The sequence below is a fragment of the Streptomyces sp. NPDC004134 genome, from assembly GCF_042874195.1.
Taxonomy (GTDB): Bacteria; Actinomycetota; Actinomycetes; order Streptomycetales; family Streptomycetaceae; genus Streptomyces.
This window is the reverse complement of sequence record NZ_JBIAMS010000014.1, coordinates 18,147-44,689: the sequence shown is the minus strand read 5'-3', so window position 1 is coordinate 44,689 and position 26,543 is coordinate 18,147. Positions and strand designations below refer to the sequence as shown.

The window sequence follows — 26,543 nt, the reverse complement described above, 5'->3', positions numbered from 1 at the left end:
CGCCGGCCGTCCGCGAGGCGGAACCCCCCGATTCCGTAGCCGAATACGCCTGTTCGCCCCGGCGCTCCGGCGGCGGTGACGGGCAAGTTCCTGCCGTGTCGGGGCAGTTGGTCGGGGCGGTGCGGCGGCGGTTGGCGGAGAGCGGCGGGGAGCCGACGCCCGCCGGCGTGGCCGCCGCGCTGCGGCGGGAGGGGCGGCTGCTCGGCGACACCGAGGTGCTGGCGATCGTGGGTGCGCTGCGTTCCGAGATGGTCGGCAGCGGTCCGCTGGAGCCGCTGCTGGCCCAGCCGGACGTCACCGACGTGCTGGTCACCGCGCCGGACGAGGTGTGGGTGGACCGGGGGCGCGGCCTGGAGCGGGTCGACGTGCGGTTCGCCGACGCGGATGCCGTACGGCGGCTGGCGCAGCGCCTCGCCGCCGTCGCCGGGCGGCGGCTCGACGACGCCCGGCCGTGGGTCGACGCCCGGTTGCCCGACGGCACGCGGCTGCACGCGGTCCTGCCGCCGGTGGCGGTGGGGTCGGCCTGCCTGTCGCTGCGGGTGGTGCGGCGGCGGGCGTTCAGCCTCGCGGAGCTGGCCGCCGCGGGCACGGTGCCCCCGGGTGGCGAGGGGCTGCTCCGCGGACTCCTCGAGGCCCGGCTGTCGTTCCTGGTGAGCGGCGGTACGGGCAGCGGCAAGACGACGTTGCTGAGTGCGCTGCTGTCGCTGGTGCGGCGGGACGAGCGGATCGTGCTGGCGGAGGAGTCGGCCGAGTTGCGACCGCATCACCCCCACGTCGTACGTCTCGAAGCCCGCCCCGCGAACCAGGAGGGTGTCGGCGAGGTGACGCTGCAGGACCTCGTGCGGCAGGCGCTGCGGATGCGGCCCGACCGGCTGGTCGTGGGCGAGGTGCGGGGACGTGAGGTCGTCGACCTCCTGGCCGCGCTGAACACCGGGCACGAAGGCGGCTCGGGCACCGTCCATGCGAACGCGGCGGGCGACGTGCCCGCGCGGCTGGAGGCGCTGGGTGCGGTCGCGGGACTCGACCGGCCCGCTCTGCACAGCCAGTTGGCCGCGGGGGTGTCGGTGCTGCTGCACCTGGTGCGCGACCGGCGGGGGCGCCGGCGGATCGCGGAGGTGCACGTGCTGGAGCGCGATGCCGCGGGGCTGGTGGCCGCGGTGCCCGCGGCGGTGTGGGCGGCCGGCGGGTTCGCCCGCAGGGCCGGATGGCCGCGGCTGGAGCGGCTGCTGGCGCGGGGCGGGGGTGCGGCGTGAGCGGGCAGGTCACGGCGGTCGCGCCGGTGTGCGGGGCGGCGTTGTGCGCGGGGGCGGCCGTGGTGCTCGCCGGCGGGCGGAGGCCCGCGGTGCGCCGGGCCCGGGTGTTGCTGGGGCGGCCGGGGAGCGCGGTGCGGGCGGGGCAGCGGTGGCGGGTGGCCGCGGTCGTGCGGGCGTGGGGTGGGCGGCGCGAGTTGTGGTGCCTGCCGGCCGGGGGTGCGGTGGCGCTGCTGGGTGCGTCGTGGCTGCCGCTGCTCGCGGGGGCGGTGGCGGTGCCGCTCGTCGGGCGACGGCTGTGTGGCCGGGAGCGGCGTGGTGCCGAGGTGCTCCGAGCGGCGGCTGTGATCGAGCTGTGCGCGGCGGTCGCGGGCGGCTTGCGGGCCGGACGGCAGCCGGCCGAGGCGCTGCTCGCCGCGGCGCCCGGCGGGCCCGCGGGCGGTCCTGAGGTGCTGGCCGCCGCGCGGTTCGGCGGCGATGTGCCGGGAGCGCTGCGGTCGGCGGCCGGGGCGCCCGGTGCGCAGGGGCTGGCGGGCGTCGCGGCGTGCTGGCAGGTGGCCGCGGGCCGCGGCGCGGGACTCGCGGACGGGCTGGACCGGGTGGCGGCGGCGTTGCGTGCGGAGCGGGACGAACGGGACGAGATGCAGGCCCAGTTGGCGGGCCCGCGGGCGACGGCTCTGCTGCTGGCCCTGCTGCCCTGCTTCGGGCTGGTGATGGGCTCGGCGCTCGGCGCCGCGCCGCTGCGGGTGCTGCTGCACACGTCCGCGGGGCTGGTCTGCCTGGTGGCGGGCGGTCTGCTGGAGTGGGCGGGGCTGGCCTGGGTGGGCCGGATCGTGCGAGGTGCGCATGCGCGCTGAGTTCATCCACAGCCTGTGGACGGTGCTTTCGGTGCTGTCCGCCGCGTACTGCGCGGCGGACGCGGCCCTCGCGTCCTGGCGGGCGCGCGCCGCGCGGCGTCGGCTCCCCGCCGTGCTGGGCCCGGTGGCGCCGCCCGTACGCCGGGAGCCGGCCGGGCGGCCCGGCGGCGGGCGGGAGCCGGGCGTGGTGCGGCTCCGCAGTGCGGTGGTGCGGTGGGGTCCCGGGCTGCTCGCGGGGGCCGCGGTGCTCATCTTCGTCGGCGGGGCGGTCGGCGCGGTGGCGGGACTCGCCGCCGCGTACGGCATACGGCGGTGGCAGCGCCATACGGCCACCGTCGCACGCCGCGACGCCGGCATACGGACCGGCCCCGACCTCGCCTTGGCCGCCGACCTCCTCGCCGCCTGCCTCGCGGCCGGCGCGGGTCCGCGGGAGGCGGCCGCCGAGGTGGGCCGCTCGCTGGGCGGACAGGTCGGGACACGGCTGGCGCAGGGCGCGGCGGAGCTGCGCCTGGGCGCCGCCCCGCACGCGGCCTGGGCGCCGCTCGCGGAACTCCCGGGCGCGGCACGGCTGGCCGGGTGGCTGGAGCAGGCGGACCACACGGGCGTACCGGTGGTCGACGCGGTCTCCCGGCTGGCCGCCGAGTGCCGGGCGGAGGAGACCCGCGCCGCCGCGGCCCGGGCCCGCCGGGCGGGCGTCAAGGTGGCGGGCCCGCTGGGGCTCTGCTTCCTGCCCGCGTTCCTGGCGGTCGGGGTGGCGCCGGTGGTGATGGGCCTCGCCGGGCAGTTGCTGGGCGGCAGTCGATGAAGGACACGGATTCGGATACGGAGACACGGGGGTTGAGATGGGCGGCAGGTTCGTCCGGAGGGTGCGCGCGTGCGCGCGGAGGCTCGGCGGGGACGCGGGGATGACGACGTCCGAGTACGCGGTGGGCACGATCGCGGCGGTCGCGTTCGCGGCGATCTTGTACAAGGTGGTGACGAGCGATGCGGTCGGCGGCGCGCTGCAGGCGGTGGTGGAACGCGCGCTGGACGTCCCGTTCTGACCCGGGCCGCGCCTGGGCGCGGGCGGACGCGGGGGTCGTCACCGCGGAGGCGGCGGTGGCCGTTCCGGCCCTCGTGTTCCTCGCCCTCGGGCTGGTCTGGGCGCTGATGGCCGCGGCCGCCCAGATCCAGTGCGTGGACGCCGCCCGCGCGGGCGCGCGGGCCGCGGCCCGGGGCGAGCCTCCGGATGACGTACGCGGGGCGGCACTGGCGGCGGCTCCGCGCGGGGCGGACGTGGCGGTGGCGCGGGACGGTGATCTGGTGCGGGTACGCGTGCGGGCGGCGGCCCCCGGGCCTGGGTCGCTCTCCCTGGACCTCGGAGGGGAGGCGGTCGCCCTTGCGGAAGAAACCGTTCGATGACCGGGGCGGGGCCACGGTGTGGTCGGCGCTGGCGTGCTTCGCGCTGTGCGCGGTGTTCGCCGCCGCGCTGGCCCTGGGGCAGGCGGTGCACTCCCGCCACCGCGCCGGCGGTGCCGCCGACCTGGCGGCGCTGGCGGCGGCGGACCGGGCGCTGCTCGGCGAGGCGGCGGCCTGCGCCGCGGCCCGCCGGGTGGCGGCGGCGCAGGGGGCCCGGCTGCTGCGGTGCGCCGTGTCCGGGGAGGTCGCGGACGTCGTGGCGGCGGCCCGTACCGGCCGCTTCACCGCCGAAGTCCGCTCCCGCGCAGGCCCGCCGGCCCCGGCCGGACCCGTGTCCGGTCCCGTGGCCGGCCTTGCGCCCGGTCCCGCGGCCGGGCTTGCGGTAGAGCGCGCTCCAGCGTTCAGACTCCCGCTCTGGCAGACACACGAAAGGACTCCGCATGAAGTACCGCACGATCGGCGCCGACCCGCAGCACCGGCGCGAGGTCAGCGTGCTCAGCCTCGGGGCCATGCTGTTCGGCTCCAGGACCGACGAGGAGACCTCGTTCGCGATCCTCGACCGCTACGTGGCGGCCGGCGGCACGTTCGTCGACACCTCCGACAACTACGCGTTCTGGGTGGACGGTTCGCAGGGCGGCCAGAGCGAGAGCCTGCTCGGGCGGTGGCGGCGCAGCCGGGGGATCGGGGACGAGGTGGTCATCGCGACCAAGCTCGGTGCCCGGCCGCTCGCTCCCGGCACCTCGTACGTCGACAACCCCGAGGGCCTGTCGGCGAAGGTGATCCGGCAGTCCGCAGAAGAGAGCCGGCAGCGGCTCGGGGTGGAGAAGCTGGACATCCTGTACGCGCACATCGACGACATGACCGTCCCGCAGGAGGAGACCGTCGAGGCGTTCGGCGCGCTCGTGGCGGAGGGCTCCGCCGGGCTGCTGGGGGTCAGCAACCAGTGGGTCTGGCGGGTGGAGCGGGCCCGTGTCCACGCGGCGGCCTCCGGCCTCGCCGGATACGAGCTGCTGCAGTACCACCACACCTACCTGCGCCGGCGCACCGACCGCCCCAGCGAGATCGACCCGGACGGTTCCCCGGGCGGCGTGGACGGCGCGATGCTCAGCTACCTGCGCCACAACCCCGGGCTCACGCTCGTCGCGTACTCGCCGCTGCTCGCCGGGGGCTACGTCCGCGCGGACAAGCCGCTCGGGGACGAGCTTGACCACCCGGGGACGCCGGCGCGGCTGGAAGCGCTGCGGGCGGTGGCGAAGGAGGCCGGGGCGACGGTCAACCAGGTGGTGCTGTCCTGGCTCATCGGCGGGGAGGTGCCGGTGATACCGCTGGTCGGCGCGTCGTCCGTGGCCCAACTGGACGAGAGCCTGGCCGCGGTGGACCTGGAGCTGACGGAGGACCAGCGGGCCCGCCTCGACGCCGCCGGCTGAGCTTCGGCGGGAGGGCAGGACATTGCCGGCGCGGAGCCGGGCGGGGGATTCGGCCGGTCCGTTCGGTCCGGGCCAGACCTGCCCGGCCCGGGGGAGTCCGTCAGCCCGCGTCCGCCGCCTCCGTCCGCGCCGCCTCGGCTGCCTCCGTCCGCGCCGCCTCCGTTGCGGCGTGCTCCGCTCCCTGTCCTGCGTCCCGCAGCAGCGTCGTCAGCAGGCGTACGGCCGCTGCCTTGTCCAGCGGGTCGTTCCCGTTGCCGCACTTCGGGGACTGGACGCAGGACGGGCAGCCGGACTCGCACTCGCAGGCGGCGATGGCCGCGCGGGTCGCGTCGAGCCAGTCGCGGGCGACGCCGAAGGCGCGTTCGGCGAAGCCCGCGCCGCCGGGGTGGCCGTCGTAGACGAAGACGGTCGGCAGCAGGGTGTCGCCGTGCAGGGGTACGGAGACGCCGCCGATGTCCCAGCGGTCGCACGTGGCGAAGAGCGGCAGCATGCCGATGGCGGCGTGCTCCGCCGCGTGCAGGGCGCCGCCCAACTGCTCTTGGGCGATGTCCGCCGCGTCCAACTGGTCGTCGGTCACGGTCCACCAGACGGCGCGGGTGCGCAGCGTCCGCGGAGGGAGGTCGAGCTTCGTCTCGCCCATGATCTCGCCGGTGATCAGCCGGCGGCGCAGGAAGGAGACCACGTGGTTGGTGACTTCGACCGACCCGAAGCACAGCCGGGCGTCGCCCCACGGGATCTCGCGCTCGGTCTCCAGCACGGAGACGGAGGTGGTGTCGCGGGCGACGGTGGTGTACGGGGGGTCGGCGCGCTCCACGAGCGCCACGTTGTCCTCCAGGTCCAGGGTGCGGACCACGTAGGTGCGGCCCTGGTGGAGGTGGACGGCGCCCTCGTGGACGGTGGCGTGGGAGGCCGCGGCGTCGACGGTGCCGAGCAGCCGGCCGGTGCCGTCCTCGACGACGTCGACGGGGCGGCCGCCCCCGCCGCGGATGTCGGTGAGGTCGCAGGCCCGTTCGCGCCGGGTCCAGTGCCAGGCGGCTCCGGGTCCTGTGCCCCGGCGGCGCAGTAGCCCGCGGTCGGCGAGCTGCGGCAGCAGCCCGGCCGCCCCGGCGCCGAAGCACGCGGTGTCGCCGGTGAAGTCGGCGTCGGTCAGCGGCAGTTCGGCGGCGGCGGCGCACAGGTGGGGTGCGAGCACGTACGGGTTGTCCGGGTCCAGCACCGTGGACTCCACCGGACGGCGGAAGAGCGCCTCCGGATGGTGCACCAGGTACGTGTCCAGCGGGTCGTCCCGCGCGACGAGCACCGCCAGTGCGCCCTGCCCCGACCGGCCCGCGCGCCCGGCCTGCTGCCAGAGGGAGGCGCGGGTGCCGGGGTAGCCGGCGATCAGCACGGCGTCCAGGCCCGACACGTCCACGCCCAGCTCCAGCGCGGACGTCGCGGCCAGTCCCAGCAGCTCGCCGGACTGCAGCGCGGCCTCCAGGGCCCGCCGCTCGTCCGCCAGATAGCCGCCGCGATAGGCGGCGACCCGGTCGGCCAGCGTCCGGTCGACGGCCGCCAGCCGGTCCTGGGCGATCATCGCCACCAGCTCCGCGCCGCGCCGGGAGCGGACGAAGGCGACGGTCCGTACGTCCGCGATCGCCAGGTCCGTCAGCAGCTCCGCGCACTCCGCCGTGGCCGTGCGCCGCACCGGCGCGCCCCGCTCGCCGTGCAGCTCCGTCAGCGGCGGCTCCCACAGGGCGAACGCGACCTCCCCCCGCGGCGACGCGTCGTCCGTGACCTCCGCCACGGCCCGTCCCGTCAGCCGCTCCGCCGATCGCCCCGGCTCGGCCGCGGTGGCGGAGGCGAGGAGGAAGACCGGGTCCGCGCCGTAGCGGGCGCAGAGCCGGCGCAGCCGCCGTACGACCTGGGCGACGTGGGAGCCGAAGACGCCGCGGTAGGTGTGGCACTCGTCGATCACGACGTAGCGCAGCGCGCGCAGGAAGGACGACCAGCGGGAGTGGGCCGGGAGTATGCCGCGGTGCAGCATGTCGGGGTTGGTGAGGACGAGGTTGGCGTAGAGGCGCACCCACTCGCGTTCCTCGGTGGGCGTGTCACCGTCGTAGACGGCCGGGCGGACGGCCTTGCCGAGCGGGGCGGCCAGCGCCTTGACCGCGCGCAGTTGGTCGGCGGCCAGCGCCTTGGTCGGCGCCACGTACAGGGCCGTCGCGCCGCGCCCGTTGGGGGCCTCGGAGCCGTCGAGGGCCGCGCTGAGCACGGGCGCCAGATAGGCCAGGGACTTGCCCGACGCCGTGCCCGTGGCGGCGATCACCGAGTCGCCCGCGAGCGCGTACGCGGCCATCCGTGCCTGGTGCGCCCACGGCCGCGCGATTCCGGCAGCCTCGATGGCGCCGACCACCTCGGGACGGATGCCGGCAGGCCAGTCGGCATGGCGCCCGCCGCGCGGGGGCAGGTGCTCCGTATGAGTGATGCGAGCGGCACGGTCCTCCCGGGCGGCGAGCCGGCGCAGCGCGGTGCGGGGCGTGACATGCGCCGGACCTGGCGCGGTGCCGTCCGCAGTCGTGCGGCCGGCCGTGCCGGGCGGGGTGCCGTCGGGCGGTCCTGCCGGTGTGACGTGCGGTGCGCCGGAGCGCGCGCCGGGCACGTGCGCAGGCCGGGTGCCGGCGGCCGCGGGGGCTGCCCCCGGCTCGTTCGCGTCCCTCCACTCGTTCGCGTCCATCGGCACGAGTGTGTCACCGATGCGACGGACAATGACCCCAAGGCGTCGTGCACGCCCGGGGGTAAGTGATTGAATGCCATGGCGGATGCCGATCCGTCTCCGGCCGGACGGCGGGGGACGCCCGGGGCAGCCGCTCGCTGAAAGGTGCTGGAGGATCCGTGGACCTGTCCCTGTCGACTCGTACCGTGGGCGACCGCACGGTCGTCGAAGTCGGTGGCGAGATTGATGTGTATACCGCCCCCAAGCTGCGCGAGCAGTTGGTCGAGCTGGTCAACGACGGCAGCTACCACCTGGTCGTCGACATGGAGCGGGTCGACTTCCTCGACTCCACCGGCCTGGGTGTCCTCGTCGGCGGACTGAAGCGGGTCCGAGCCCACGAGGGCTCGCTGCGCCTGGTCTGCAACCAGGAGCGCATCCTGAAGATTTTCCGTATCACGGGCCTGACCAAGGTCTTCCCCATCCACACATCGGTCGACGAAGCCGTCGCCGCGAAGGACTGACACAGGACGCCGCACAGGCGGAGGGACCGGGCCGCGCGCCGGGTCCCTCCGCGGCTGGCTCCGGTACGGATGCATCCCGTGGCGTACGGGATGGCGTGGGATGACGTGAAGGGGATGGCATGCCCACCGTGGAATTGCGCTTCAGTGCCCTTCCCGAGCACGTCCGCACGGCCCGCCTGGTGGCGGCCGCGGTCGCGCGCCGGGCGGGTGTGGACGAGGCCGTGCTCGACGAGGTGCGCCTCGCCGTGGGCGAAGCCTGTCTGCGCGCCGTGGGCCTGCACCAGCACAACGGCCTCTCGGGTCCCGTGCGGGTGGTGCTCACCGAGGAGGAGAAGAAGTTCTCCATCGAGGTCGGCGACGACGCGCCGACCGTTCCCGGCCACGTGCCCGCGGCCCGCAGCACCGCCGAGACCCACCCGGACCCCGACGGCGACGGGAACGCGCACGGCCCGGGCGGCGACGAGTCGGACATAGACGACGAGATGGGTCTCGCGGTCATCAGCGGGCTGGTCGACGACGTCGAGGTGACCGCGGGCGAGTCCGGCGGCACGATCCGGATGAGCTGGCCGGCCGCCCCCGCGGCAGCCGGCTCCTGACGCGCGTACGGCCCCTCTGCGGGCCGTACGGCGGTTCCATGCCCCGTAGCGCGGCCTGATCCCCGTACGGCCGCCCTGGGGCGCGTACGGCGCACTGAGGCCCGTACGCCGGTCTGCGGCCCGCAGGCCGGTCTGAGCGGCACGTGCGGCTGTCCGGGGCGCGTACGGCAGAACCGGCCCACCCGCGCCCGGCCCGATCCGCCCGCGCCCGCCCCGCCCGTACCCGGCCCCGAGCCGCCCCCGGGCTCCCCGGGCCGTACGGCAAACCCCTGTCACCCTGCGGCTTCCCCGCCCGGCCCCGATCGACTCCGGCCAACCGCCGAACCACCCGCCCCCGCCGCCCCCGGCCCTCCCCCAACCCACCCCTTGACCCGGGCATTTCAAGATCAAGGGGCTTCTGATCAGCGCTTTCTCCGGAGTCCGAGATCATTTTCCCGGCATTGCCCCGCCGTTCCCGCATCCCTCTTTCGAGCGAATTGACAGACGCTCGTCACCGCATTGATCGTCGTCGGAGCCGAATTCCCCCGGGGACGCTCTGTTTTGATCTAGTTCCGCTCCCTACAATCCGTCCACAACTTGCAGCTCAGGACGCCTGAGCGCTGCGGCCGCCCAAACCCCGACCGCCCATACCCGCAGTCGGGGCTGCCGCGCGCCCATGTGCCGTACGTCAAGGAGGACGAATGGCGGGGCATTTCACCCCACTACAGCAGGACCACCTACTGGCCGTGGAACTCACCAGCGGCAACCGGGCCATCGTGGCGATCATCGCCGTGGTCGCGCTTGCCGCACTCGCGGTCGCCGTGGTGCTGCTCCGTCAGGTACTCGCCGCCGGCGAGGGCACGGACAATATGAAGAAGATCGCGGCGGCGGTACAGGAAGGTGCAAACGCCTATCTGGCCCGCCAGTTGCGCACCATCGGCATCTTCGCGGCCGTGGTGTTCTTCCTGCTCTTCCTGTTGCCCGCGGACGACTGGTCGGAGCGGGCGGGACGCTCGATCTTCTTCCTGGTCGGTGCCGGATTCTCGGCCGCGACCGGGTACATCGGCATGTGGCTCGCGGTCCGCAGCAACGTGCGCGTGGCGGCCGCCGCGCGTGCGGCCACCCCGCGCGAGGGCGAGCCCGCCAAGGACCTCACCGCGGTCAGCCATGAGGCGACCAAGCTCGCGTTCCGCACCGGCGGCGTCGTCGGCATGTTCACCGTCGGCCTCGGCCTGCTCGGCGCGTGCAGCGTCGTGCTCGTCTACGCGGCCGACGCACCCAAGGTGCTGGAGGGCTTCGGCCTCGGCGCCGCGCTGATCGCGATGTTCATGCGCGTCGGCGGCGGCATCTTCACCAAGGCCGCGGACGTCGGCGCCGACCTCGTCGGCAAGGTCGAGCAGGGCATCCCCGAGGACGACCCGCGCAACGCCGCCACCATCGCCGACAACGTCGGCGACAACGTCGGCGACTGCGCCGGCATGGCGGCCGACCTCTTCGAGTCGTACGCCGTCACCCTCGTCGCCGCGCTCATCCTGGGCAAGGTCGCCCTCGGTGACGCCGGTCTCGCCTTCCCGCTGATCGTCCCGGCGATCGGCGTGGTCACGGCCATGATCGGCGTCTTCGTCGTGGCGCCCAAGGCCAGCGACCGCAGCGGCATGACCGCCATCAACCGCGGCTTCTTCATCTCCGCGGTGATCTCCCTGGTGATGGTGGCCATCGCCGTCTTCGCGTACCTCCCCTCGTCGTACGCGGACCTCGACGGCGTCGGCGCCGGCATCGCCGAGCACGACGGCAACCCGCAGGTGCTCGCGCTCGTCGCGGTCGCCATCGGCATCGTGCTCGCGGCGGTCATCCAGCAGCTCACCGGCTACTTCACCGAGACCAACCGCCGTCCCGTACGGGACATCGGCAAGACCTCGCTCACCGGTCCGGCCACGGTGGTGCTCTCCGGCATCTCCATCGGCCTGGAGTCCGCCGTCTACACCGCGGTCCTCATCGGCCTCAGCGTCTACGGTGCGTTCCTGCTCGGCGGTACGTCCATCATGCTGGCGCTCTTCGCGGTCGCCCTGGCCGGCACCGGACTGCTGACCACCGTCGGCGTCATCGTCGCGATGGACACCTTCGGCCCGGTCTCCGACAACGCCCAGGGCATCGCCGAGATGTCCGGCGACGTCGAGGGCGACGGCGCCCAGGTCCTCACCAACCTGGACGCGGTCGGCAACACGACCAAAGCCATCACCAAGGGCATCGCCATCGCCACCGCGGTCCTCGCGGCGGCGGCGCTCTTCGGCTCGTACCGCGACGCGGTCAACGAGGCGGTGTCGGAGGCGACGAACGTCGGCAACCCGCTGGCCCTCAGCCTGGACATCGGGCAGCCGAACAACCTCGTCGGCCTCATCCTCGGCGCCGCGGTCGTCTTCCTCTTCTCCGGGCTGGCGATCAACGCCGTCTCCCGCTCCGCGGGCGCGGTGGTCTTCGAGGTGCGCCGGCAGTTCCGCGAGCACCCGGGGATCATGGACTACTCGGAGGAGCCGGAGTACGGCAAGGTCGTCGACATCTGCACCCGGGACGCGCTGCGCGAGCTGCGTACGCCGGGTCTGCTCGCCGTCATGGCGCCGATCGCGGTCGGCTTCACGTTCGGCGTCGGCGCGCTGGCCTCGTTCCTCGCCGGTGCCATCGGCGCGGGCGTGCTGATGGCGGTCTTCCTGGCCAACTCGGGCGGTGCCTGGGACAACGCCAAGAAGCTCGTCGAGGACGGCCACCACGGCGGCAAGGGCAGCGAGGCCCACGCCGCCACGGTGATCGGCGACACGGTCGGCGACCCGTTCAAGGACACCGCGGGCCCGGCGATCAACCCGCTGCTCAAGGTGATGAACCTGGTGGCGCTGCTGATCGCGCCCGCGGTGGTGAAGTTCTCCTACGGCGACGACGCCAACCTCGGGGTACGGACCGTCATCGCGGTCGCGGCCATCGGGATCATCGCCGGTGCCGTGTACGTCTCCAAGCGCCGCGGCATCGCGGTCGGTGACGAGGAGTCGGAGACCACGGCTCCCACCGGCCCGTCGCCGACGTCGTCGACCGACCCGGCGGTGGTCAACGGCTGAGACCGGGCCACTGCACCACACCCCGCCGGCCGGGAGGCGACACCGCTCCCGGCCGGCGGGGTGTGGTGGTTCCCGGCCGGAGCGCCGTTACTCCTGTGACTGCAGTGATCTGATATGGCAGTTGTGGCAAATGGTGCACGACGCGGCGAGCGGCCACGGCGATTCGTCGTACCGGCGGGGTGCCGGTGTATGTTCCGGGTGTCTCAGTCTCGAAGGGATGATCCGGTGAACAAGAAGCTTGCCGCCGCCCTGGCCGGTGCCGCCGTCACGCTGCTCGCGGCGGCCGGCTGCAGCGATGACAACGGGGCGGAGGTCCAGAAGTGGGCGGGCTCCCTCTGCGACCGGATCCAGCCGGAGTTGCAGAAGCGGGACCAGGCCAACCTCGCCATCAGCGAGGCGACGACCGAGAAGGACCCGGCCAAGGTGCAGGAGGCGGACGCCCAGGCGTTCGGTGAGATCTCCGAGGCGTACACGGCCATGAGCAAGGCCGTGAACAAGGTGGGCGCGCCGCCGGTCGACGACGGCAAGAACACCCACGGCGGTGCCGTGACCGAGCTGCAGCAGGTGGCGGCCGCGTACGCGGACCTGCAGAAGCAGGTGGAGGACCTGGACGTCAAGGACCAGGCGGCGTTCGCGGAGGGCCTGCGCGAGCTGGCGGGCGAGGCCGACAAGATCAGCAAGAGCGGCGACGAGGCGCTGAACAAGCTGCAGGCGGGCGAGGTCGGACAGGCGCTGGCCGAGCAGGAGGGCTGCCAGAAGTCGAAGGCCAAGCCGTCGCAGAAGGCGTAGGGGGACGCGGCGGGCTGGTCGGCGGCGCGGCCGCGGCGGCAGCACAATGGTGCCCGTGAGCGCGACCGACGATCTCCCCCTCCCCGACTTCCCCTTCCCCGACAGCGCCGCCGAGCTGCGTGCGGCGCTGCTGGCGGCGGGCTTCACGGCCGACGGCCTGCTGGACCTCCTGGGCGCGCCCGCGTACGCGGCACTCGCGCGCAGCGAGACCGTCCCCGCCGAGCGGGCCACCCGGTGGCCGCCCGGCGGGACGCCGCCGCCGCTCGCCACCCTGACCCGGCTCTTCCTCCTCCGGCACGCCGTCCCCCGGGAGCACGCCGAGGCGGTGCTGCCGCTGGCCGCGTGCCTCACGGACGGCTGGGTGCGGGAGGACGGCGAGGCGGTACGGGCCGTGGTCGACGTCCGGCCGTACAGCGGCCCCGAGGGGCAGGACTGGTGGATCGTCTCGGACCTGGGCTGCGCGGTGGGGGGTGCGGCCGGGGCGCGGCGGGCCGGTGGGTACGGAACCGGGGCACCCGGTTCGTCCGGCGCGGATCTCGTCCTCGGCGTCGGCGGCGCCTCCACGACGCTCGCCGGGCTCACCGTGCCGCTCGACGGCGGCCGGGTGCTCGACCTCGGCACCGGCTCGGGGATCCAGGCGCTGCACGCCGGTGCCCGCGCCGACGCCGTGACCGCCACCGACGTCAATCCGCGCGCCCTCGACTGCGCCCGGCTCACGCTCGCCCTCTCCGGCGCGCCCGCCGCGGACCTGCGGGCCGGGTCGCTCTTCGAGCCGGTGGCCGGCGAGCGGTACGACCTGATCGTCTCCAACCCGCCGTTCGTCATCTCGCCCGCCGCCCGGCTGACGTACCGCGACGGCGGCATGGCCGGCGACGAGCTGTGCCGCACGCTGGTCGCCGGGGCCGCGGGACACCTCGCCGAGGGCGGCTACTGCCAGTTCCTCGCCAACTGGCAGCACGTCGAGGACGAGGACTGGCGCGAGCGGGTCGCGGGCTGGGTGCCGCCCGGCTGCGACGCGTGGATCGTGCAGCGGGAGGTGCAGGACGTCACGCAGTACGCGGAGCTGTGGCTGCGCGACGCGGGCGACCACGCCGATCCCGCGGCCTACGCCGCCCGCTACGACGACTGGCTCGACGCCTTCGCCGCCACCCGCACCCGCGCGGTCGGCTTCGGCTGGATCACCCTGCGCCGTACGGACGCGGCCGACCCCGCGGTCACCGTCGAGGACTGGCCGCACGCCGTCGAACAGCCGCTCGGCGCGGCCGTGGTGGAGCACTTCGCGCGGCAGGACTTCCTGCGCCGTACGGACGACGCGGCGCTGCTCGCGACGACGTTCCGGCTCGCGGACGACGTGGTGCAGGAGCAGGTGGGCCGGCCGGGTGAGGAGGACCCGGAGCACGTGGTGCTGCGCCGGGAGCTGGGGATGCGGCGGGCGACGCGGGTGGACACGGTCTCCGCGGGCTTCGCCGGCGCGTGCGACGGCACGCTGGCCGCCGGGGTCATCCTGGACGCCATCGCCCAGGTGCTGTCGGCGGACCCGGCGGCGCTGCGGGAGCGTACGCCGGAGATGATCAGGCTGCTGGTCGAGCAGGGGTTCCTGGCCCCGGCGGGTTGAGTCCGCGCGGACCGGCCCGCGTCGGGGCGGGGTCACGCCACGTTCCGCACGACGGCCCACACCACCGCCACGCCCAGCACCGCCGCCGTGCCGAGCCGCCCGAAGGACGGCCGCCAGCGGCGTCCGCGCAGGCCCTCGTACAACCAGCGGCCGTAGAGCAGCGCCGCGAACGGCAGGCCGAGCAGCAGCATCAGGGCGTTGCTCTGGAAGGCGGAGCCGAGGTCGCCGTGGAGGAGGTCGTACGCCATGCGGGTAGCGCCGCAGGCGGGACAGTCCAGTCCCGTGGCCCAGTTGAACGGGCAGCGGGGCAGCCAGTGCCCCGGCTCGTGGGGGTTCGTGCCGTAGAGGTACGCCGCGCCCGCGGCCCCCGCCGCCGCCAGCGCGAGCGGTGCGGTGGCCGGCCGGCGCAGCAGCCGCCGTGCGCGCGCCGCGCTCCTGCGCCGTACGCCCTCCGCCGGCCGCGGGCGCGCGGCACCCGCCGTCTCCGGTCGCGGGGAAACGGGAGGCGGCGGGTCCGGGTGCCCAGGGGGCGCCGGAGGGCCGACGGCGTCAGGAGCGGAGGACCCGGCCCTTGGCATCGGTCTTGTCGTCGCTGACGAGGATCATGATGCCGTCGATGAGGGCCCAGATGCCCACGCCGCCGCAGGTGAGGAGCTGGGCGATGGCCATGCCGGTGTGCCCGGTGTAGAAGCGGCCGATGCCCAGCGTGCCGATGAAGAGCTGCAGCACGCCCGCGACGATCTTGGACTTGTCCGAGTACGGACGGCCATGCGGGTCGTAGCCGTACGGAGCGTTCGGGTCGTAGCCCGCCGCCGCGGCCGGAGCCTGCGGGAGGCCGCCGGGCTGACCACCCGGGTAGCCGTACCCCGGCTGCTGGCCCGCCTGCTGCGCGTACGGGTTCTGGTTCGGGTCCTGCTGGCCGTACTGCGGATAGCCGTATCCCGGCTGGGGCTGCTGGCCCGGCTGCCCGGGCTGGCCCGGCTGTCCGGGCTGCTGGCCATAAGGATTCTGATACGGATCGGACACTGGTACGTCCCCCCGGTCGGATGTCTGAAGTGGTGGGCTCCGAACGGGCCTCGCGGCGCGGTCGGACGCCCATACTCCCATCCGTAGTACTGGCTGCTGTCAAGGGGCTGTGCGATACAGGCCACCACGACCGGAATGTGCCCTGTGCGGGAGCTAGGCGGCTTGTCGGGTTACCGTTCGAGTGGCGCCCCGGGTTTTAGCCGCTTGACACGGGGGCGGGTTGTACCGTCACACTCCGCAGCAACGCCCAGCACAGCGACGTACGAACCGCACGGCCGTCCACAAGAGGTCCCACAAGGCCCACCGATAACGACCACCGGCAAGATCGCCGCGAATCCCCCCACCAGATCGCTGCCAGCTTCCGACCGGAGAAGAGAGAGCCGAAGTTGTCCGCCACCAGCAAGACCCGCCGACTCGTCATCGTGGAGTCGCCTGCCAAGGCGAAGACGATCAAGGGCTATCTGGGCCCCGGCTACGAGGTCGAGTCGAGCGTCGGGCACATCCGCGATCTCCCGAACGGCGCCGCCGAGGTGCCGGCGAAATACAAGGGGGAGTCCTGGGCGCGGCTCGGCGTGAACGTCGATCACGACTTCGAGCCGCTGTATGTCGTGAACAGCGATAAGAAACAACAGGTCAGCAAGTTGAAGAAACTGCTGGCGGAGTCGGACGAGCTGTATCTCGCGACGGATGAGGACCGCGAGGGCGAGGCCATCGCGTGGCACCTGCTGGAGGTGCTGAAGCCCAAGGTCCCGGTCCACCGGATGGTCTTCCACGAGATCACCAAGGACGCGATCCGCCAGGCCGTCGCCAACCCGCGCCAGCTCAACCAGAAGCTCGTCGACGCCCAGGAGACCCGCCGCATCCTCGACCGGCTGTACGGGTACGAGGTCTCGCCGGTGCTGTGGAAGAAGGTCATGCCCCGGCTCTCCGCCGGCCGGGTCCAGTCCGTCGCCACCCGCCTCGTCGTCGAGCGGGAGCGCGAGCGCATCGCGTTCCGCTCCGCCGAGTACTGGGACCTGGCCGGCGTCTTCGCCACCGGCCGCGCCGGTGACGCCACCGACCCGCGCAGCTTCGGCGCCAAGCTCTCCGCGGTCGACGGCCGCCGGATCGCCCAGGGCCGCGACTTCGGTCAGGACGGGCAGCTCAAGAGCGGTTCCTCGGCCGACGTGCTGCACCTGAGCGAGGAGAGCGCCCGCGCGCTGGCCGCCGCGCTGCAGGACACGGCTTTCGCCGTACGCAGCGTCGAGGCGAAGCCGTACCGGCGCTCGCCCTCGGCCCCGTTCCGTACGACGACGCTGCAGCAGGAGGCGTCGCGCAAGCTGGGGCTCGGCGCCAAGGCCACCATGCAGGTGGCCCAGCGGCTGTACGAGAACGGCTTCATCACCTATATGCGCACCGACTCCACGACGCTGTCGGAGACCGCGGTCGCCGCCGCGCGGGCGCAGGTCACGCAGTTGTACGGGCGCGACTACCTGCCGGACCGGCCGCGGAACTACGCGGGCAAGGTGAAGAACGCGCAGGAGGCGCACGAGGCGATCCGTCCCTCCGGTGACCGCTTCCGCACGCCGGCGGACACGGGGTTGTCCGGCACGGAGTTCCGGCTGTACGAGCTGATCTGGATGCGCACGGTCGCGTCGCAGATGAAGGACGCCACCGGGCAGTCCGTGACGGTGAAGCTGGGCGGCACGGCGGCCGACGGGCGGGACGCCGAGTTCTCCGCCTCCGGCCGGGTCATCACCTTCCACGGCTTCATGAAGGCGTACGTCGAGGGCTCCGACGACCCCTCCGCCGACCTCGACAACCGCGACCGGCCGCTGCCGCAGCTCGCCGAGGGCGACCGGCTGAGCGCCGAGGAGATCACCGCTGACGGGCACGCCACCAAGCCGCCCGCCCGCTACACCGAGGCGACGCTGGTCAAGGAGCTGGAGGAGCGGGAGATCGGCCGCCCGTCCACGTACGCCTCGATCATCGGCACGATCCTGGACCGCGGCTACGTCTTCAAGAAGGGCACGGCCCTGGTGCCGTCCTTCCTCTCCTTCGCCGTCGTCGGCCTGATGGAGAAGCACTTCGGCCGCTACATCGACTACGACTTCACCGCCAAGATGGAGGACGACCTCGACCGCATCGCGCGCGGCGAGGCGGAGGCCGTGCCGTGGCTGCGGCGCTTCTACTTCGGTACGGACGACGTCGCCACCCCCGCCGAGGAGCGGGCCGGCGCCGACCACCTCGCGGGGCTGAAGGAGCTGGTCACGGACCTGGGCGCGATCGACGCCCGGGAGGTCTCCACGTTCCCGGTGGGCGAGGGGATCGTGCTGCGCGTCGGGCGCTACGGGCCGTACGTCGAGCGCGGCGAGCGGGACACCGACGAGCACCGGCGCGCGGACGTGCCGGACGAACTGCCGCCGGACGAGCTGACCGTGGAGCTGGCCGAGGAGCTGCTCGACAAGCCCAGCGGGGCGTACGAGCTGGGCACCGACCCGGACAGCGGGCGCGAGATCGTCGCCAAGGACGGGCGCTACGGGCCGTACGTGACCGAGGTGCTGCCCGAGGGCACGCCGCAGTCCGGCAAGAACGCGGTGAAGCCGCGGACGGCGTCGCTGTTCCAGTCGATGTCGCTGGACACGGTGACGCTGGCGGACGCGCTGAAGCTGCTGTCGCTGCCGCGGGTCGTGGGCACCGACCCGGAGAGCGGCACGGAGATCACCGCGCAGAACGGGCGGTTCGGCCCGTATCTGAAGAAGGGCACCGACTCGCGCTCGCTGCAGAGCGAGGACCAGCTCTTCACGGTCACGCTGGTGGAGGCGCTCGCGCTCTACGCCCAGCCCAAGCAGCGCGGCCGGGCCGCGGCCAAGCCGCCGCTGAAGGAGCTGGGCGAGGACCCGGCGAGCGGCAAGCCGGTGGTGGTCAAGGACGGGCGCTTCGGTCCCTACGTGACGGACGGCGAGACGAACGCGACGCTGCGGCGCGGGGACGAGCCGGAGTCGATCACGCCGGAGCGCGGGTTCGAGCTGCTGGCGGAGAAGCGGGCGAAGGGGCCGGCGAAGAAGACCGCCAAGAAGGCGGCGAAGAAGGCTCCCGCGAAGAAGGCGCCGGCCAAGAAGGCGGCGGCGAAGAAGACCGCCGCGAAGAAGACGGCGTCGAAGACCGCGGCGAAGAAGCCTGCCGGGACGAAGACGGCGGCGGCGAAGAAGGCGACGACGAAGAAGACGGTGTCGGCGAAGGCGGACGTGCCGGACGAGGACATGTAGCGCCCGCCGGGGGGCGGAGGCCGCGGATTGTCCACAACCGGCCGGTAATCCACAGAACCGGGCAAGTGTTCGTGCGGAGCTCGCCGGTCCGGCCCGTCCCGCTAGGCTGACCGCATGCGAGCCGACCAGCCGACGACAGCGCCGGACCCCACCGAGAGCCTTGTCGCGGACTCGCGCGAGCGCGCCGTGCGGGCGCTGCTGCGCGTGCCGTCACTGAGGCGGCTGTGGGGCGCCCATCTCACGAGTGCCACCGCGGACGCGCTGGCGATGCTCGTCCTCGTGCTGCTCGCGCTCCAGGCAGGGCTCGCGGCCGACTCGTTCGGCGGCGGCTACCGCGGCGCGGCGGTCACGGTCAGCGTGGTCTTCGCGGTCCGGCTGCTGTCGACGATCGTCTTCGGCGCCGTGCTGCTCGGCCCGGTCGGGTCGCTGCTGTCCGGGTCCGGGAAGCTGGACCGGCGCTGGACGATGGTCGGCGCGGACGTGGTGCGCGTAGGGCTGCTCATCGTCGCCCCGCTGTGGATCGACTGGACCCAGGACTCGGCGCTGACCTGGATCCTCGTCACCGTCTTCGTCGCCGGCGCGGCCGAGCGGGTGTGGATCGTCGCGAAGGACAGCGTCGCCCCCGTGCTGCTGCCCGCGCCGCCGCCCGAGGGCGCGGCGATAAGGCCGCTGCCCGACCACGGCGCGGCGCTGCGCCGGCTGTCGCTGCGCACGGGGTACGGGGCGTTGCCGCTCGGTGCCGCCGCGCTGCTGGTGACGGCGTGGATCGGCCGGCTGCTGGGCTCCGGGTTCGACTGGTTCGACGGGCACCCGGGTGCGCTGGGCTCGTATCTTGCCGCCGGGCTCTTCGCGGCGTCGGTCTCGGTGCTGTTCTTCATGGAGCTGCCGGACGGCGGGGCGCGGGCGCGCTCCCCGCTGGAGGGGCTGCGCCGGCCGCGTGCCGCGGACGGCGGTCCCGAGCGCGGGCGTACGGGCGCGGTGCCGCTGCTCGTCGCCGCCTGCGCCGCCGCGGCCGCCGCGCTCGCCGCGTCCGTGGCGCTCGCCGTCCTGCAGGCGCAGGAGGCGTACGACATCGACGGCACCATCGCGTACGCGCTGCTGGCGCTCGCCGCCACCGCCGGGCCCGTGCTCGGCGTGCGGACGGCGCCGCGGGTGCTGCCGGGGCTGTCGCGGCGCCGGCTGCTGGCGCTGGCCGTCGGCGTCGCCGGTATCGGGCTGCTGCTCGTCGGCCTGGTGGCCGACGCGGCGACCGGGGTGCTGAGCGCGCTGCTGGCCGGGACGGCCGCGGGCGTCGCCGCCGCCACCGGGCACGCGCTGCTGGAGCAGGAGACCGAGGAGGCCCGCAGGCCCCGCCTCGTCGACCACCTGCACGCCGTCTCGCGCGTGGCCGTCGCGCTCGCGCTGATCGGCGCGCCGCTGCTGGCCGCCGCCATCGGCAGGCACCGCCTGGAGGCGGGCGACCTGGTCTTCGCGCACGGCGGCGCGGCGTTCACGTACATGCTGGCCGGGGCGCTGCTGCTGCCGGTGGCGGTGCTGGTGCTGGTGCGCACCGACGACCGGCAGGGCGTGCCGCTCCGCGTCGATCTGCGCGAGGCGCTGCGTGGCGCGGACCCGGACGAGGGGCTGGCGGAGAGCGGGTTCTTCATCGCCGTCGAGGGCGGCGACGGGGCCGGGAAGTCCACGCAGGTCGAGGCGCTGGCGCAGTGGATCAGGGACAAGGGCCACGAGGTCGTCGTCACCCGCGAGCCGGGGGCCACGTCCATCGGGCAGCGGCTGCGCTCCATCCTGCTCGACGTCTCCACCGCCGGGATCTCGCACCGCGCGGAGGCCCTGCTGTACGCGGCGGACCGCGCGGAGCACGTGGACGGGCTCGTCCGGCCCGCGCTGGAGCGCGGCGCGGTGGTCATCACCGACCGGTACATCGACTCCTCCGTCGCGTACCAGGGCGGCGGGCGCGAGCTGTCGCCCACCGAGGTGGCGCGGATCAACCGCTGGGCCACCGGCGGGCTCGTACCGCATCTGACGGTGCTGCTGGACATCGCGCCGGAGACGGCGCGGGAGCGGTTCACCGAGGCGCCGGACCGGCTGGAGTCGGAGCCGCCGGAGTTCCACGAGCGGGTGCGCGCGGGGTTCCTGGCGCTGGCCGCCGCGGACCCGGGGCGCTACCTGGTGATCGACGCCGGGCAGGACCCCGGGGTCGTCACCACCGCCGTACGGCACCGCCTGGACCAGATCCTGCCGCTGTCGGAGCAGGAGGTGCGCGCCCAGGAGGAGGCCCGCCGCAAGGCCGAGGAGGAGCGCAAGCGCCGGGAGGCCGAGGAAGCCGCGCGCAAGGCCGAGGAAGAGCGGCTGGAGCGGGAGCGGCAGGAGCAGTTGGAGCGGCTGCGCCGGGAGGAAGAGGAGCGCAAGCGGCGCGAGATCGAGGAGGCCAAGCGGCTGGAGGCCGAGCGCGAGGCCGAGTTGGCCCGGCAGCGCGCCGAGGAGGCCCGCCGCCAGGCGGAAGAGGAGCGCAGGCGCCGCGAGGCCGAGGAGGCCGCGCGCCGCGCCGAGGAGGAGCGGATCCGGCGGCAGGCCGAGGAGGAGGCGCGGCTGCGCCGGGAGGCCGAGGAGCGCCGCAAGGAGAAGCAGCGCAAGGCGGAGGAGGCGTTGCTGCGCGCGGAGCAGGAGCGGCTGGCGGCGGAGGCCGCGGCTTCGGCCGCGGGTGCGGGTGCGGGTGCCTCGAACGACACCACGCAGCCGCTGCCGCTGACCGGTGAGCCGGACGTGCAGGAGACGTCCCGGCTGCCGCAGACACGCAGGGACGCCGCGCGCGACGCGGAGGAGACCCGCGTCCTGCCGCAGGTGCCGGACCCGGACGCGGAGGAGACGCTCCAGGTGCCGCAGGTCCCGGACCCGGAGGACCAGGACCGCCGCCGCCCCCGCCCGGACTGGGCGGAGGAGACTCCCCTGGACGACCTCCCCTCCCTGGCCGACGAACTCCTGGGCCCCCGCGGCGAAGAAGGCCGCGAAGACCGCCGCCGCTGAATCCCTGCGGGGGCGCCGCCGTCGGGCGGTTGCCGGGAGGGCCGGGCCGGTCGCGGCGCCGGGGTGCGAGGGGCAGCGTGTGCGCTGCCGCGGGCTGCGGCAGGCGTGCGTGCGTGGTGCAGGTCGCCGATCGTTCCCGCCGGGCGCCGCCGCTGCCGGCAGGGCGGGTCGCCCGCGGTACGTGTGGCTGAAGGCGGCTGCCGAGCCGGGCCGTGCGCCCGTACGGCGCCCGGTGCGGGACGGCGCCGGCACACCTGCCGGGCCCCGTCGCCGAAGCGCGCGCGTGCACTACTTCGGCGCCGGCGCCTCGGGACGCCTCGCCGGTGCCGGTACGCGCGGGGCGTACCGGAGCCGGGAGAGCGCGCCGCGGCGTGGGCGCGCGGGCGTCCGTGACCGCGGTCGTGCGAGCGGGCCAGGGAGTGCTCCTGTCCGCGGCGTACGCGTTCCTACGGCCGTGTCCGCGTCCGCGGTGCACTTCGATCGACGGCGGTCGCGTCCGCGAGGTACGCGCGGCTACGAGGGTGCTCGCGTCGGCGACGTACGCGGGACGCAGGACGGGGGTCAGCCGCGTATCCGCGTCCGCGGCCCGCACGCGTGCGCCGCCGCGTCCCGCACGCACCGCCGGGGCCGGCGTCCGCGGCCTGCCGCGCTCCGCCGCCCCGTCCGTACGTGCCGGCCCGCGGGGCGTCAGCGGATGAACTGGTCCACGTAGTCCGCGCCCAGGCCGTTCTCCGCGTAGTGGGCGCGGGCCATGTCGATCTTGGTGAACACGTCCTCGTAGCCCGTGTTCCGGTTCTCCTCGTCCAGGTAGATCATCGCGCCGCTGATGTTGAAGAACGTGATCATCTCCGCGCAGTCCTCCGGCACCGCCAGCGTGTGGATCTCGCCCGGCGGCTCGTAGACGAAGTGACCCTGCTCGGCCACCCACGGGTGCTCGTAGTAGTGCCACTTGCCCTTGATCACGTACCCGAAGACCGCGCCCGGGTGCCGGTGCCGGGAGACGATGCCGGCGGCGGTGACCTTCAGGAGGTTGCACCACTGGCCCGTCACCGTATTGAAGAGCAGCGGCCGGAACCACACATTGGGCGCCTGCGGCACCCACACGCGCTCGTCCTCGGGGACGGCGGCGACGGCGAGTTCGGGCGGCAGCGACGTGGTCGCCGCGATGACGGCGGGGGCTACTTCATTGGCCATCCCCCCACGAAGCCAGTTGTCCGAATGCTGGTCAAGGGCCGACTTTCGAATAGCGGCATTCGGCGGGCGGATATGGCTGTCACGAGCATTACGCGGTGCACGACTGTTGCCCCCCGCTAGCCCGCAACTTAGCCTGAGGACGGCTGTTGATCACTGGTGCCGTTGTGCTGATCGGGCTGGGTCGGGCTGGTTTGGGCGGGAAGACGCGCTGCTTCGGTGCGGAGTGAGGGCAAGATGTTGAACCCGGATGTCAGGCTGGAATGGTTCGTCTCCTTCCTCGCGGTCATCGAAACGGGGAGCTTCGTCGCCGCGGCCGAGTCCACCAAGAGGTCGCAGCCCCGCGTCAGCATGCACGTCGCCGCGCTGGAGCGCGAGATCGGCCTGCCCCTCTTCGACCGCCGCAAGCGCCCCGTGGAGCTGACCGAGGCCGGCGTCGTCCTCGCCGACCACGCCCACGAGATACTGCGCGCGCTGGAGTCCGCGGAGGCCGCGATGGCCCCGTGGCGCAGCGGCGCCCGCGGCGTGGTGACGCTCGGTTCGTACCCGAGCGCGAGCGCCGCGTTCGTGCCCGCCCTGCTGCAGGGCCTGGCGCGGACGAGCCCCGAGGTGCGGGTGGTGCTGGTGGAGCGGTCGACGCTGGAGCTCGACGACGCCCTCACCTCCGGCGCCGTCGACGTGTATCTGCGCCCGATGTCGCCCCCGCCGTCCTCCGCCTCGGTACGCAGCCGGCTGCTGTGGGGCGAGTCGCTGGTCGCCATCCACCCCAGCGAGCACCCGCTGGCCGAGGTGCCGGACCCGCTGTCCGTCGACGCCGTCGCCGAGCACCCGATCGTCTCGATCGGCCGGCTCGACGCCCCGGAGACGCCCGACTTCGAGACGTACCGGACTTTCCGTGACAACGGCCACGAGATCGAGCCCGTGCAGGCCACCAACCAGCCGCAGACGCTGGTCTCGATGGTGCGCCAGGGCATCGGCGTCGGCGTGACCAACTCGCTGGCCGCCCAGGTCGCCGACGTCGACGGCGTCCGCGTACGGCGGCTGAAGGGGGCTCCGGAGCGCCGCGTGGCGGTCTGCTGGGACTCCTCGCGGCCGCTCACGCCGTCGGCCCGTACGCTGCTCCGCGCCATCGTCCGGGCCCGGATCCCGGCCGGCACCCACGCGGTGCCCGCCGCGGCGTGACCGGGCGTGCGTACGTATCCGTCCGGTGCGGCCCGGCACATCAGCTTTGCGAATACTGTCATTCGCAATTCAGTCTTAACGCCCTGGCAGTCCGCTTCTAATGTTTCCGTAGCCGGAACCATGCACGGCTGGGACCGAATGAAGGGAGAGGGGCGTTGACGGAGGAGTCCGATTCCCCGACCGGGGATCTGCACGGCCGTCGTGCGCTCATTACGGGAGCGGGCAGCGGAATCGGGCGTGCAGTTGCGCTCGGACTCGCGGCCGTCGGCGCCGACTTGGTATTGCTGTCGGAGCGCGACAATCTCGATCCGGTGGCCAAAGAGGCCGCTGAATTGGGAGTTTCCGTCACTCGCGTGCACGTCGACCTGACCGATGCCGGGGCCCGCAGAGGTGAGATCAGTCAACTCGTCGAGAGATTCGACCTGGACATTCTGGTCAACAATTCGGGGCTCATTCGCAGAGCCCCGGCCGCGGAATTCGGGGATGCCGACTGGTACGACGTCGTGGAGCTGAACCTGCACGCCGCATTCGAGCTGACCCGGGCCATCGGCGCGGGCATGCTGGAGCGCGGTTACGGCAAGATCATCAACATCGCGTCGGTGCTCAGCTTCCAGGGCGGGATGTACGTCCCGTCGTATACGTCGAGCAAGCACGCCCTCGTCGGACTGACCCGCGCACTGGCCAACGAGTGGGCCGGCCGCGGCGTCAACGTCAACGCCGTGGCCCCCGGCTACATCGACACCGCCGTGACCTCGGAGCTGCGCGCCGACGGCGTCCGCAGCAGCGAGATCCTCGCCCGCATCCCCGCAGGGCGGTGGGGCCGCCCCGCCGACATCGCGGGACCCGTGGTGTTCCTCGCCTCGCCCGCCGCCGACTACGTCCACGGCCACGTCCTGGCCGTCGACGGCGGCTGGCTGTCGCGCTGAGACCCCGGCCGCCGCGATACAGCACGCACGTACGAGATCGGAGCCAACACGAGATGACGACGACCATCCCGCCGGAGACCATCGCGGCCTTCCACGGCATAGCCACCGCGTCGGTGGCGGACGCCGTGGAGCAGAAGGGCGTACGGGGCTACCTCACCGGAAGCATCAAAGCGGTGCTGCCGGGCAAGTTGGTGGGCCCCGCGGTGACGGTGCAGGAGGTGCCCTCCCACGTGTCGGAGCCCCCCACGCACGCGCTGCGCGCCATCGACGAGTCGGCGCCGGGCAGCGTCATCTGCATCGCCGCGGGCGGCGCCGACGTCGCGGTGTGGGGCGGCCTGATGGCCGCGGGCGCCGTCACCAACCAGATCGCCGGCGCCGTACTCGACGCCGGGGTACGGGACGTCGAGGAGATCCGCCGCGACTACCCCGAACTCCCCATCTACGCCCGCGGCGCCGTCCCGGCCACCACCGTCGGCCGCTACCGGACCGTCTCGCTCAACGAGCCGGTCGAGGTCGGCGGCGTGTCCGTACGCCCCGGCGACCTGATCGTCGCCGACAGCGACGGCGTCGTGTGCGTGCCGCTGGAACTGGTCGCCGAGGTGCTGGCGCTGGCCACGGACATCGAGGAGCGCGAGCGCGAGCAGACCCGGCTCATCCGCGAGTCCGGCTCGCTGCGCGGCGGCCTCGAGAAGTACCAGCGGATCTGACGGCGGCGGACATGGACAACGACATCCTCGCCATCGGCGAGCCCCTGCTGGAGTTCAACGCCCGCGCCGAGGGCCGCGAGCCCGTCGGTCCCGGCGACGACTTCGCCGTCGGCTACGGCGGCGACTCGTCGAACTTCGCGGTGGCCGCGCAGCGCTCCGGCGCGCGCACCGGATACGTCACCCGCATCGGCGACGACGACTTCGGCGACGCCCTGCTGCGGCTGTGGCAGCGCGAGGGTGTCGGCACCGAGCACGTCGTCCGGGAGGCGGGCGGGCGTACCGGGATCTACTTCATCTCCCGTACGCCCGCGGCCAGCAGGTTCACGTACTACCGCGCGGACTCGCCGGCCAGCCGGCTCGCCCCGGCCGACGTGCCGGCCGAGGCGATCGCGCGGGCGCGCATGCTGCACGTCACCGGGATCACCCAGGCGATCAGCCCGTCCGCCTGCGACGCGGCCTTCCACGCCATGGAACTGGCCCGCGGCAGCGGCACGCTGATCGGCTACGACCCCAACTACCGCCCCGCGCTCTGGCCCGTCGAACGGGCCCGCGCGGTGGTCATGCGCAGCATCGAGCTGTGCGATGTGGCACTGCCGAACCTGGAGGAGGGCAGGCTGCTCACCGGCCTGCACGAGCCCGAGGAGGTCCTCGACGCCTTCGTGCGCCGCGGCCCCGGCATCGTCGTGCTCAAGATGGGCGACCAGGGCGCCCTGCTGGCCCACGAGGGCACCGTGACCCGCATTCCGCCCCACCCGGTGCGGGCCGTCGACCCCTCTGGGGCCGGCGACACCTTCGACGGCGCGTTCGCGGCCCGGCTCCTGGAGGGTGCCGTACCGCTGGAGGCGGCCCGCTACGCGGCCGTCGCCGCCGCGCTCACCACCACCGGACCGGGAGCGGTCCTGCCGATTCCGCACCGGGCCGCGGTGGACGCGCTGCTCCCCGGCGCTCCCACACCAGCCCCGTAGCCGTACGGATCAGGAGAGACTCATGTTTCGCGCAACACGTCACATA

The 26,543-nt window shown here is 74.0% G+C and carries 21 protein-coding genes and 1 pseudogene; 18 read left to right on the top strand and 4 right to left on the bottom strand.

The window, feature by feature from the left end:
- Positions 1-107: 107 nt before the first annotated feature.
- The 7 genes and pseudogenes from ACFYVJ_RS18835 (at position 108) to ACFYVJ_RS18805 (ending at position 4,932) form a co-directional block, all read left to right on the top strand.
- A complete protein-coding gene (locus tag ACFYVJ_RS18835; protein WP_388892965.1) occupies positions 108-1,253 on the top strand; it encodes a TadA family conjugal transfer-associated ATPase in 1,146 nt (381 codons plus the stop codon).
- The gene (locus ACFYVJ_RS18830) at positions 1,250-2,107 is read left to right on the top strand and encodes a type II secretion system F family protein (protein WP_388892728.1); all 858 of its coding nucleotides are present in this window, start codon (positions 1,250-1,252) and stop codon (positions 2,105-2,107) included. Before ACFYVJ_RS18835 ends, ACFYVJ_RS18830 begins: the two co-directional genes overlap by 4 nt.
- Positions 2,091-2,912 (top strand): type II secretion system F family protein, encoded by an 822-nt coding sequence (locus tag ACFYVJ_RS18825; protein ID WP_388892726.1) that lies wholly within the window; start codon positions 2,091-2,093, stop codon positions 2,910-2,912. The genes ACFYVJ_RS18830 and ACFYVJ_RS18825 overlap by 17 nt, the downstream gene beginning before the upstream one ends.
- A gap of 100 nt (positions 2,913-3,012) precedes the next feature.
- Positions 3,013-3,150 carry a DUF4244 domain-containing protein gene (locus ACFYVJ_RS18820; RefSeq protein WP_234380345.1) on the top strand — a complete coding sequence of 46 codons (138 nt, stop codon included), beginning with the start codon at positions 3,013-3,015 and terminating at the stop codon, positions 3,148-3,150.
- Positions 3,092-3,508: a TadE family type IV pilus minor pilin gene (locus tag ACFYVJ_RS18815; RefSeq protein ID WP_388892723.1), complete on the top strand. Its 417-nt coding sequence runs from the start codon at positions 3,092-3,094 to the stop codon at positions 3,506-3,508. The genes ACFYVJ_RS18820 and ACFYVJ_RS18815 overlap by 59 nt, the downstream gene beginning before the upstream one ends.
- Positions 3,402-3,824, top strand: a pseudogene (locus tag ACFYVJ_RS18810) (Rv3654c family TadE-like protein); the annotation flags it as partial. The gene ACFYVJ_RS18815 and the pseudogene ACFYVJ_RS18810, both read left to right, overlap by 107 nt.
- 121 nt (positions 3,825-3,945) lie before the next feature.
- The gene (locus ACFYVJ_RS18805; protein WP_388892721.1) at positions 3,946-4,932 is read left to right on the top strand and encodes an aldo/keto reductase; all 987 of its coding nucleotides are present in this window, start codon (positions 3,946-3,948) and stop codon (positions 4,930-4,932) included.
- A gap of 100 nt (positions 4,933-5,032) precedes the next feature.
- Here the strand turns inward: ACFYVJ_RS18805 and ACFYVJ_RS18800 are convergent, their stop codons facing one another.
- Positions 5,033-7,645, bottom strand: coding sequence for a DEAD/DEAH box helicase (locus tag ACFYVJ_RS18800; protein ID WP_388892719.1), 2,613 nt, complete (start codon positions 7,643-7,645; stop codon positions 5,033-5,035).
- Between the two features lie 158 nt (positions 7,646-7,803).
- Here ACFYVJ_RS18800 and bldG point away from each other — a divergent pair, with 158 nt between their 5' ends.
- The 5 genes from bldG to ACFYVJ_RS18775 all read left to right on the top strand — a co-directional run bounded on the left by bldG (position 7,804) and on the right by ACFYVJ_RS18775 (position 14,228).
- Complete coding sequence (gene bldG, locus ACFYVJ_RS18795) at positions 7,804-8,145, top strand: anti-sigma factor antagonist BldG (RefSeq protein WP_018835875.1); 342 nt, start codon at positions 7,804-7,806, stop codon at positions 8,143-8,145.
- A 119-nt stretch (positions 8,146-8,264) separates the two neighbouring features.
- Complete coding sequence (locus ACFYVJ_RS18790; protein ID WP_388892717.1) at positions 8,265-8,741, top strand: ATP-binding protein; 477 nt, start codon at positions 8,265-8,267, stop codon at positions 8,739-8,741.
- A 680-nt stretch (positions 8,742-9,421) separates the two neighbouring features.
- Complete coding sequence (locus ACFYVJ_RS18785; protein ID WP_388892715.1) at positions 9,422-11,824, top strand: sodium-translocating pyrophosphatase; 2,403 nt, start codon at positions 9,422-9,424, stop codon at positions 11,822-11,824.
- 225 nt (positions 11,825-12,049) lie between these two features.
- Positions 12,050-12,613: a small secreted protein gene (locus ACFYVJ_RS18780; protein ID WP_388892713.1), complete on the top strand. Its 564-nt coding sequence runs from the start codon at positions 12,050-12,052 to the stop codon at positions 12,611-12,613.
- Positions 12,614-12,659: 46 nt separating this feature from the next.
- Positions 12,660-14,228, top strand: a complete 1,569-nt coding sequence (locus ACFYVJ_RS18775) for a methyltransferase (protein ID WP_388892711.1) — start codon at positions 12,660-12,662, stop codon at positions 14,226-14,228.
- Positions 14,229-14,260: 32 nt separating this feature from the next.
- On the opposite strand, the gene ACFYVJ_RS18770 is transcribed toward ACFYVJ_RS18775, so the two are convergent.
- Both ACFYVJ_RS18770 and ACFYVJ_RS18765 read right to left on the bottom strand, forming a co-directional pair.
- On the bottom strand, positions 14,261-14,806 hold the full coding sequence (locus tag ACFYVJ_RS18770) for a DUF2752 domain-containing protein (RefSeq protein WP_388892709.1): 546 nt from the start codon (positions 14,804-14,806) through the stop codon (positions 14,261-14,263).
- Complete coding sequence (locus tag ACFYVJ_RS18765; protein ID WP_234380350.1) at positions 14,778-15,254, bottom strand: TM2 domain-containing protein; 477 nt, start codon at positions 15,252-15,254, stop codon at positions 14,778-14,780. Before ACFYVJ_RS18765 ends, ACFYVJ_RS18770 begins: the two co-directional genes overlap by 29 nt.
- Positions 15,255-15,640: 386 nt before the next feature.
- On the opposite strand from ACFYVJ_RS18765, the gene topA reads away from it, so the two are divergent.
- Complete coding sequence (topA, locus tag ACFYVJ_RS18760; RefSeq protein WP_388892707.1) at positions 15,641-18,502, top strand: type I DNA topoisomerase; 2,862 nt, start codon at positions 15,641-15,643, stop codon at positions 18,500-18,502.
- Positions 18,503-18,616: 114 nt separating this feature from the next.
- A complete protein-coding gene (tmk, locus tag ACFYVJ_RS18755; protein WP_388892705.1) occupies positions 18,617-21,526 on the top strand; it encodes a dTMP kinase in 2,910 nt (969 codons plus the stop codon).
- 687 nt (positions 21,527-22,213) lie between these two features.
- Here the strand turns inward: tmk and ACFYVJ_RS18750 are convergent.
- Positions 22,214-22,720 (bottom strand): 2,4'-dihydroxyacetophenone dioxygenase family protein, encoded by a 507-nt coding sequence (locus ACFYVJ_RS18750; RefSeq protein WP_388892703.1) that lies wholly within the window; start codon positions 22,718-22,720, stop codon positions 22,214-22,216.
- Between the two features lie 234 nt (positions 22,721-22,954).
- Here ACFYVJ_RS18750 and ACFYVJ_RS18745 point away from each other — a divergent pair, with 234 nt between their 5' ends.
- From ACFYVJ_RS18745 to ACFYVJ_RS18730, 4 genes are all read left to right on the top strand, one after another.
- Positions 22,955-23,899, top strand: coding sequence for a LysR family transcriptional regulator (locus ACFYVJ_RS18745; protein WP_101426487.1), 945 nt, complete (start codon positions 22,955-22,957; stop codon positions 23,897-23,899).
- A gap of 155 nt (positions 23,900-24,054) precedes the next feature.
- Positions 24,055-24,825, top strand: a complete 771-nt coding sequence (locus tag ACFYVJ_RS18740) for an SDR family oxidoreductase (RefSeq protein ID WP_388892701.1) — start codon at positions 24,055-24,057, stop codon at positions 24,823-24,825.
- Positions 24,826-24,878: 53 nt separating this feature from the next.
- Complete coding sequence (locus tag ACFYVJ_RS18735; RefSeq protein ID WP_018841348.1) at positions 24,879-25,532, top strand: RraA family protein; 654 nt, start codon at positions 24,879-24,881, stop codon at positions 25,530-25,532.
- A gap of 11 nt (positions 25,533-25,543) precedes the next feature.
- Positions 25,544-26,497: a sugar kinase gene (locus ACFYVJ_RS18730; RefSeq protein ID WP_388892698.1), complete on the top strand. Its 954-nt coding sequence runs from the start codon at positions 25,544-25,546 to the stop codon at positions 26,495-26,497.
- Positions 26,498-26,543: the final 46 nt, after the last annotated feature.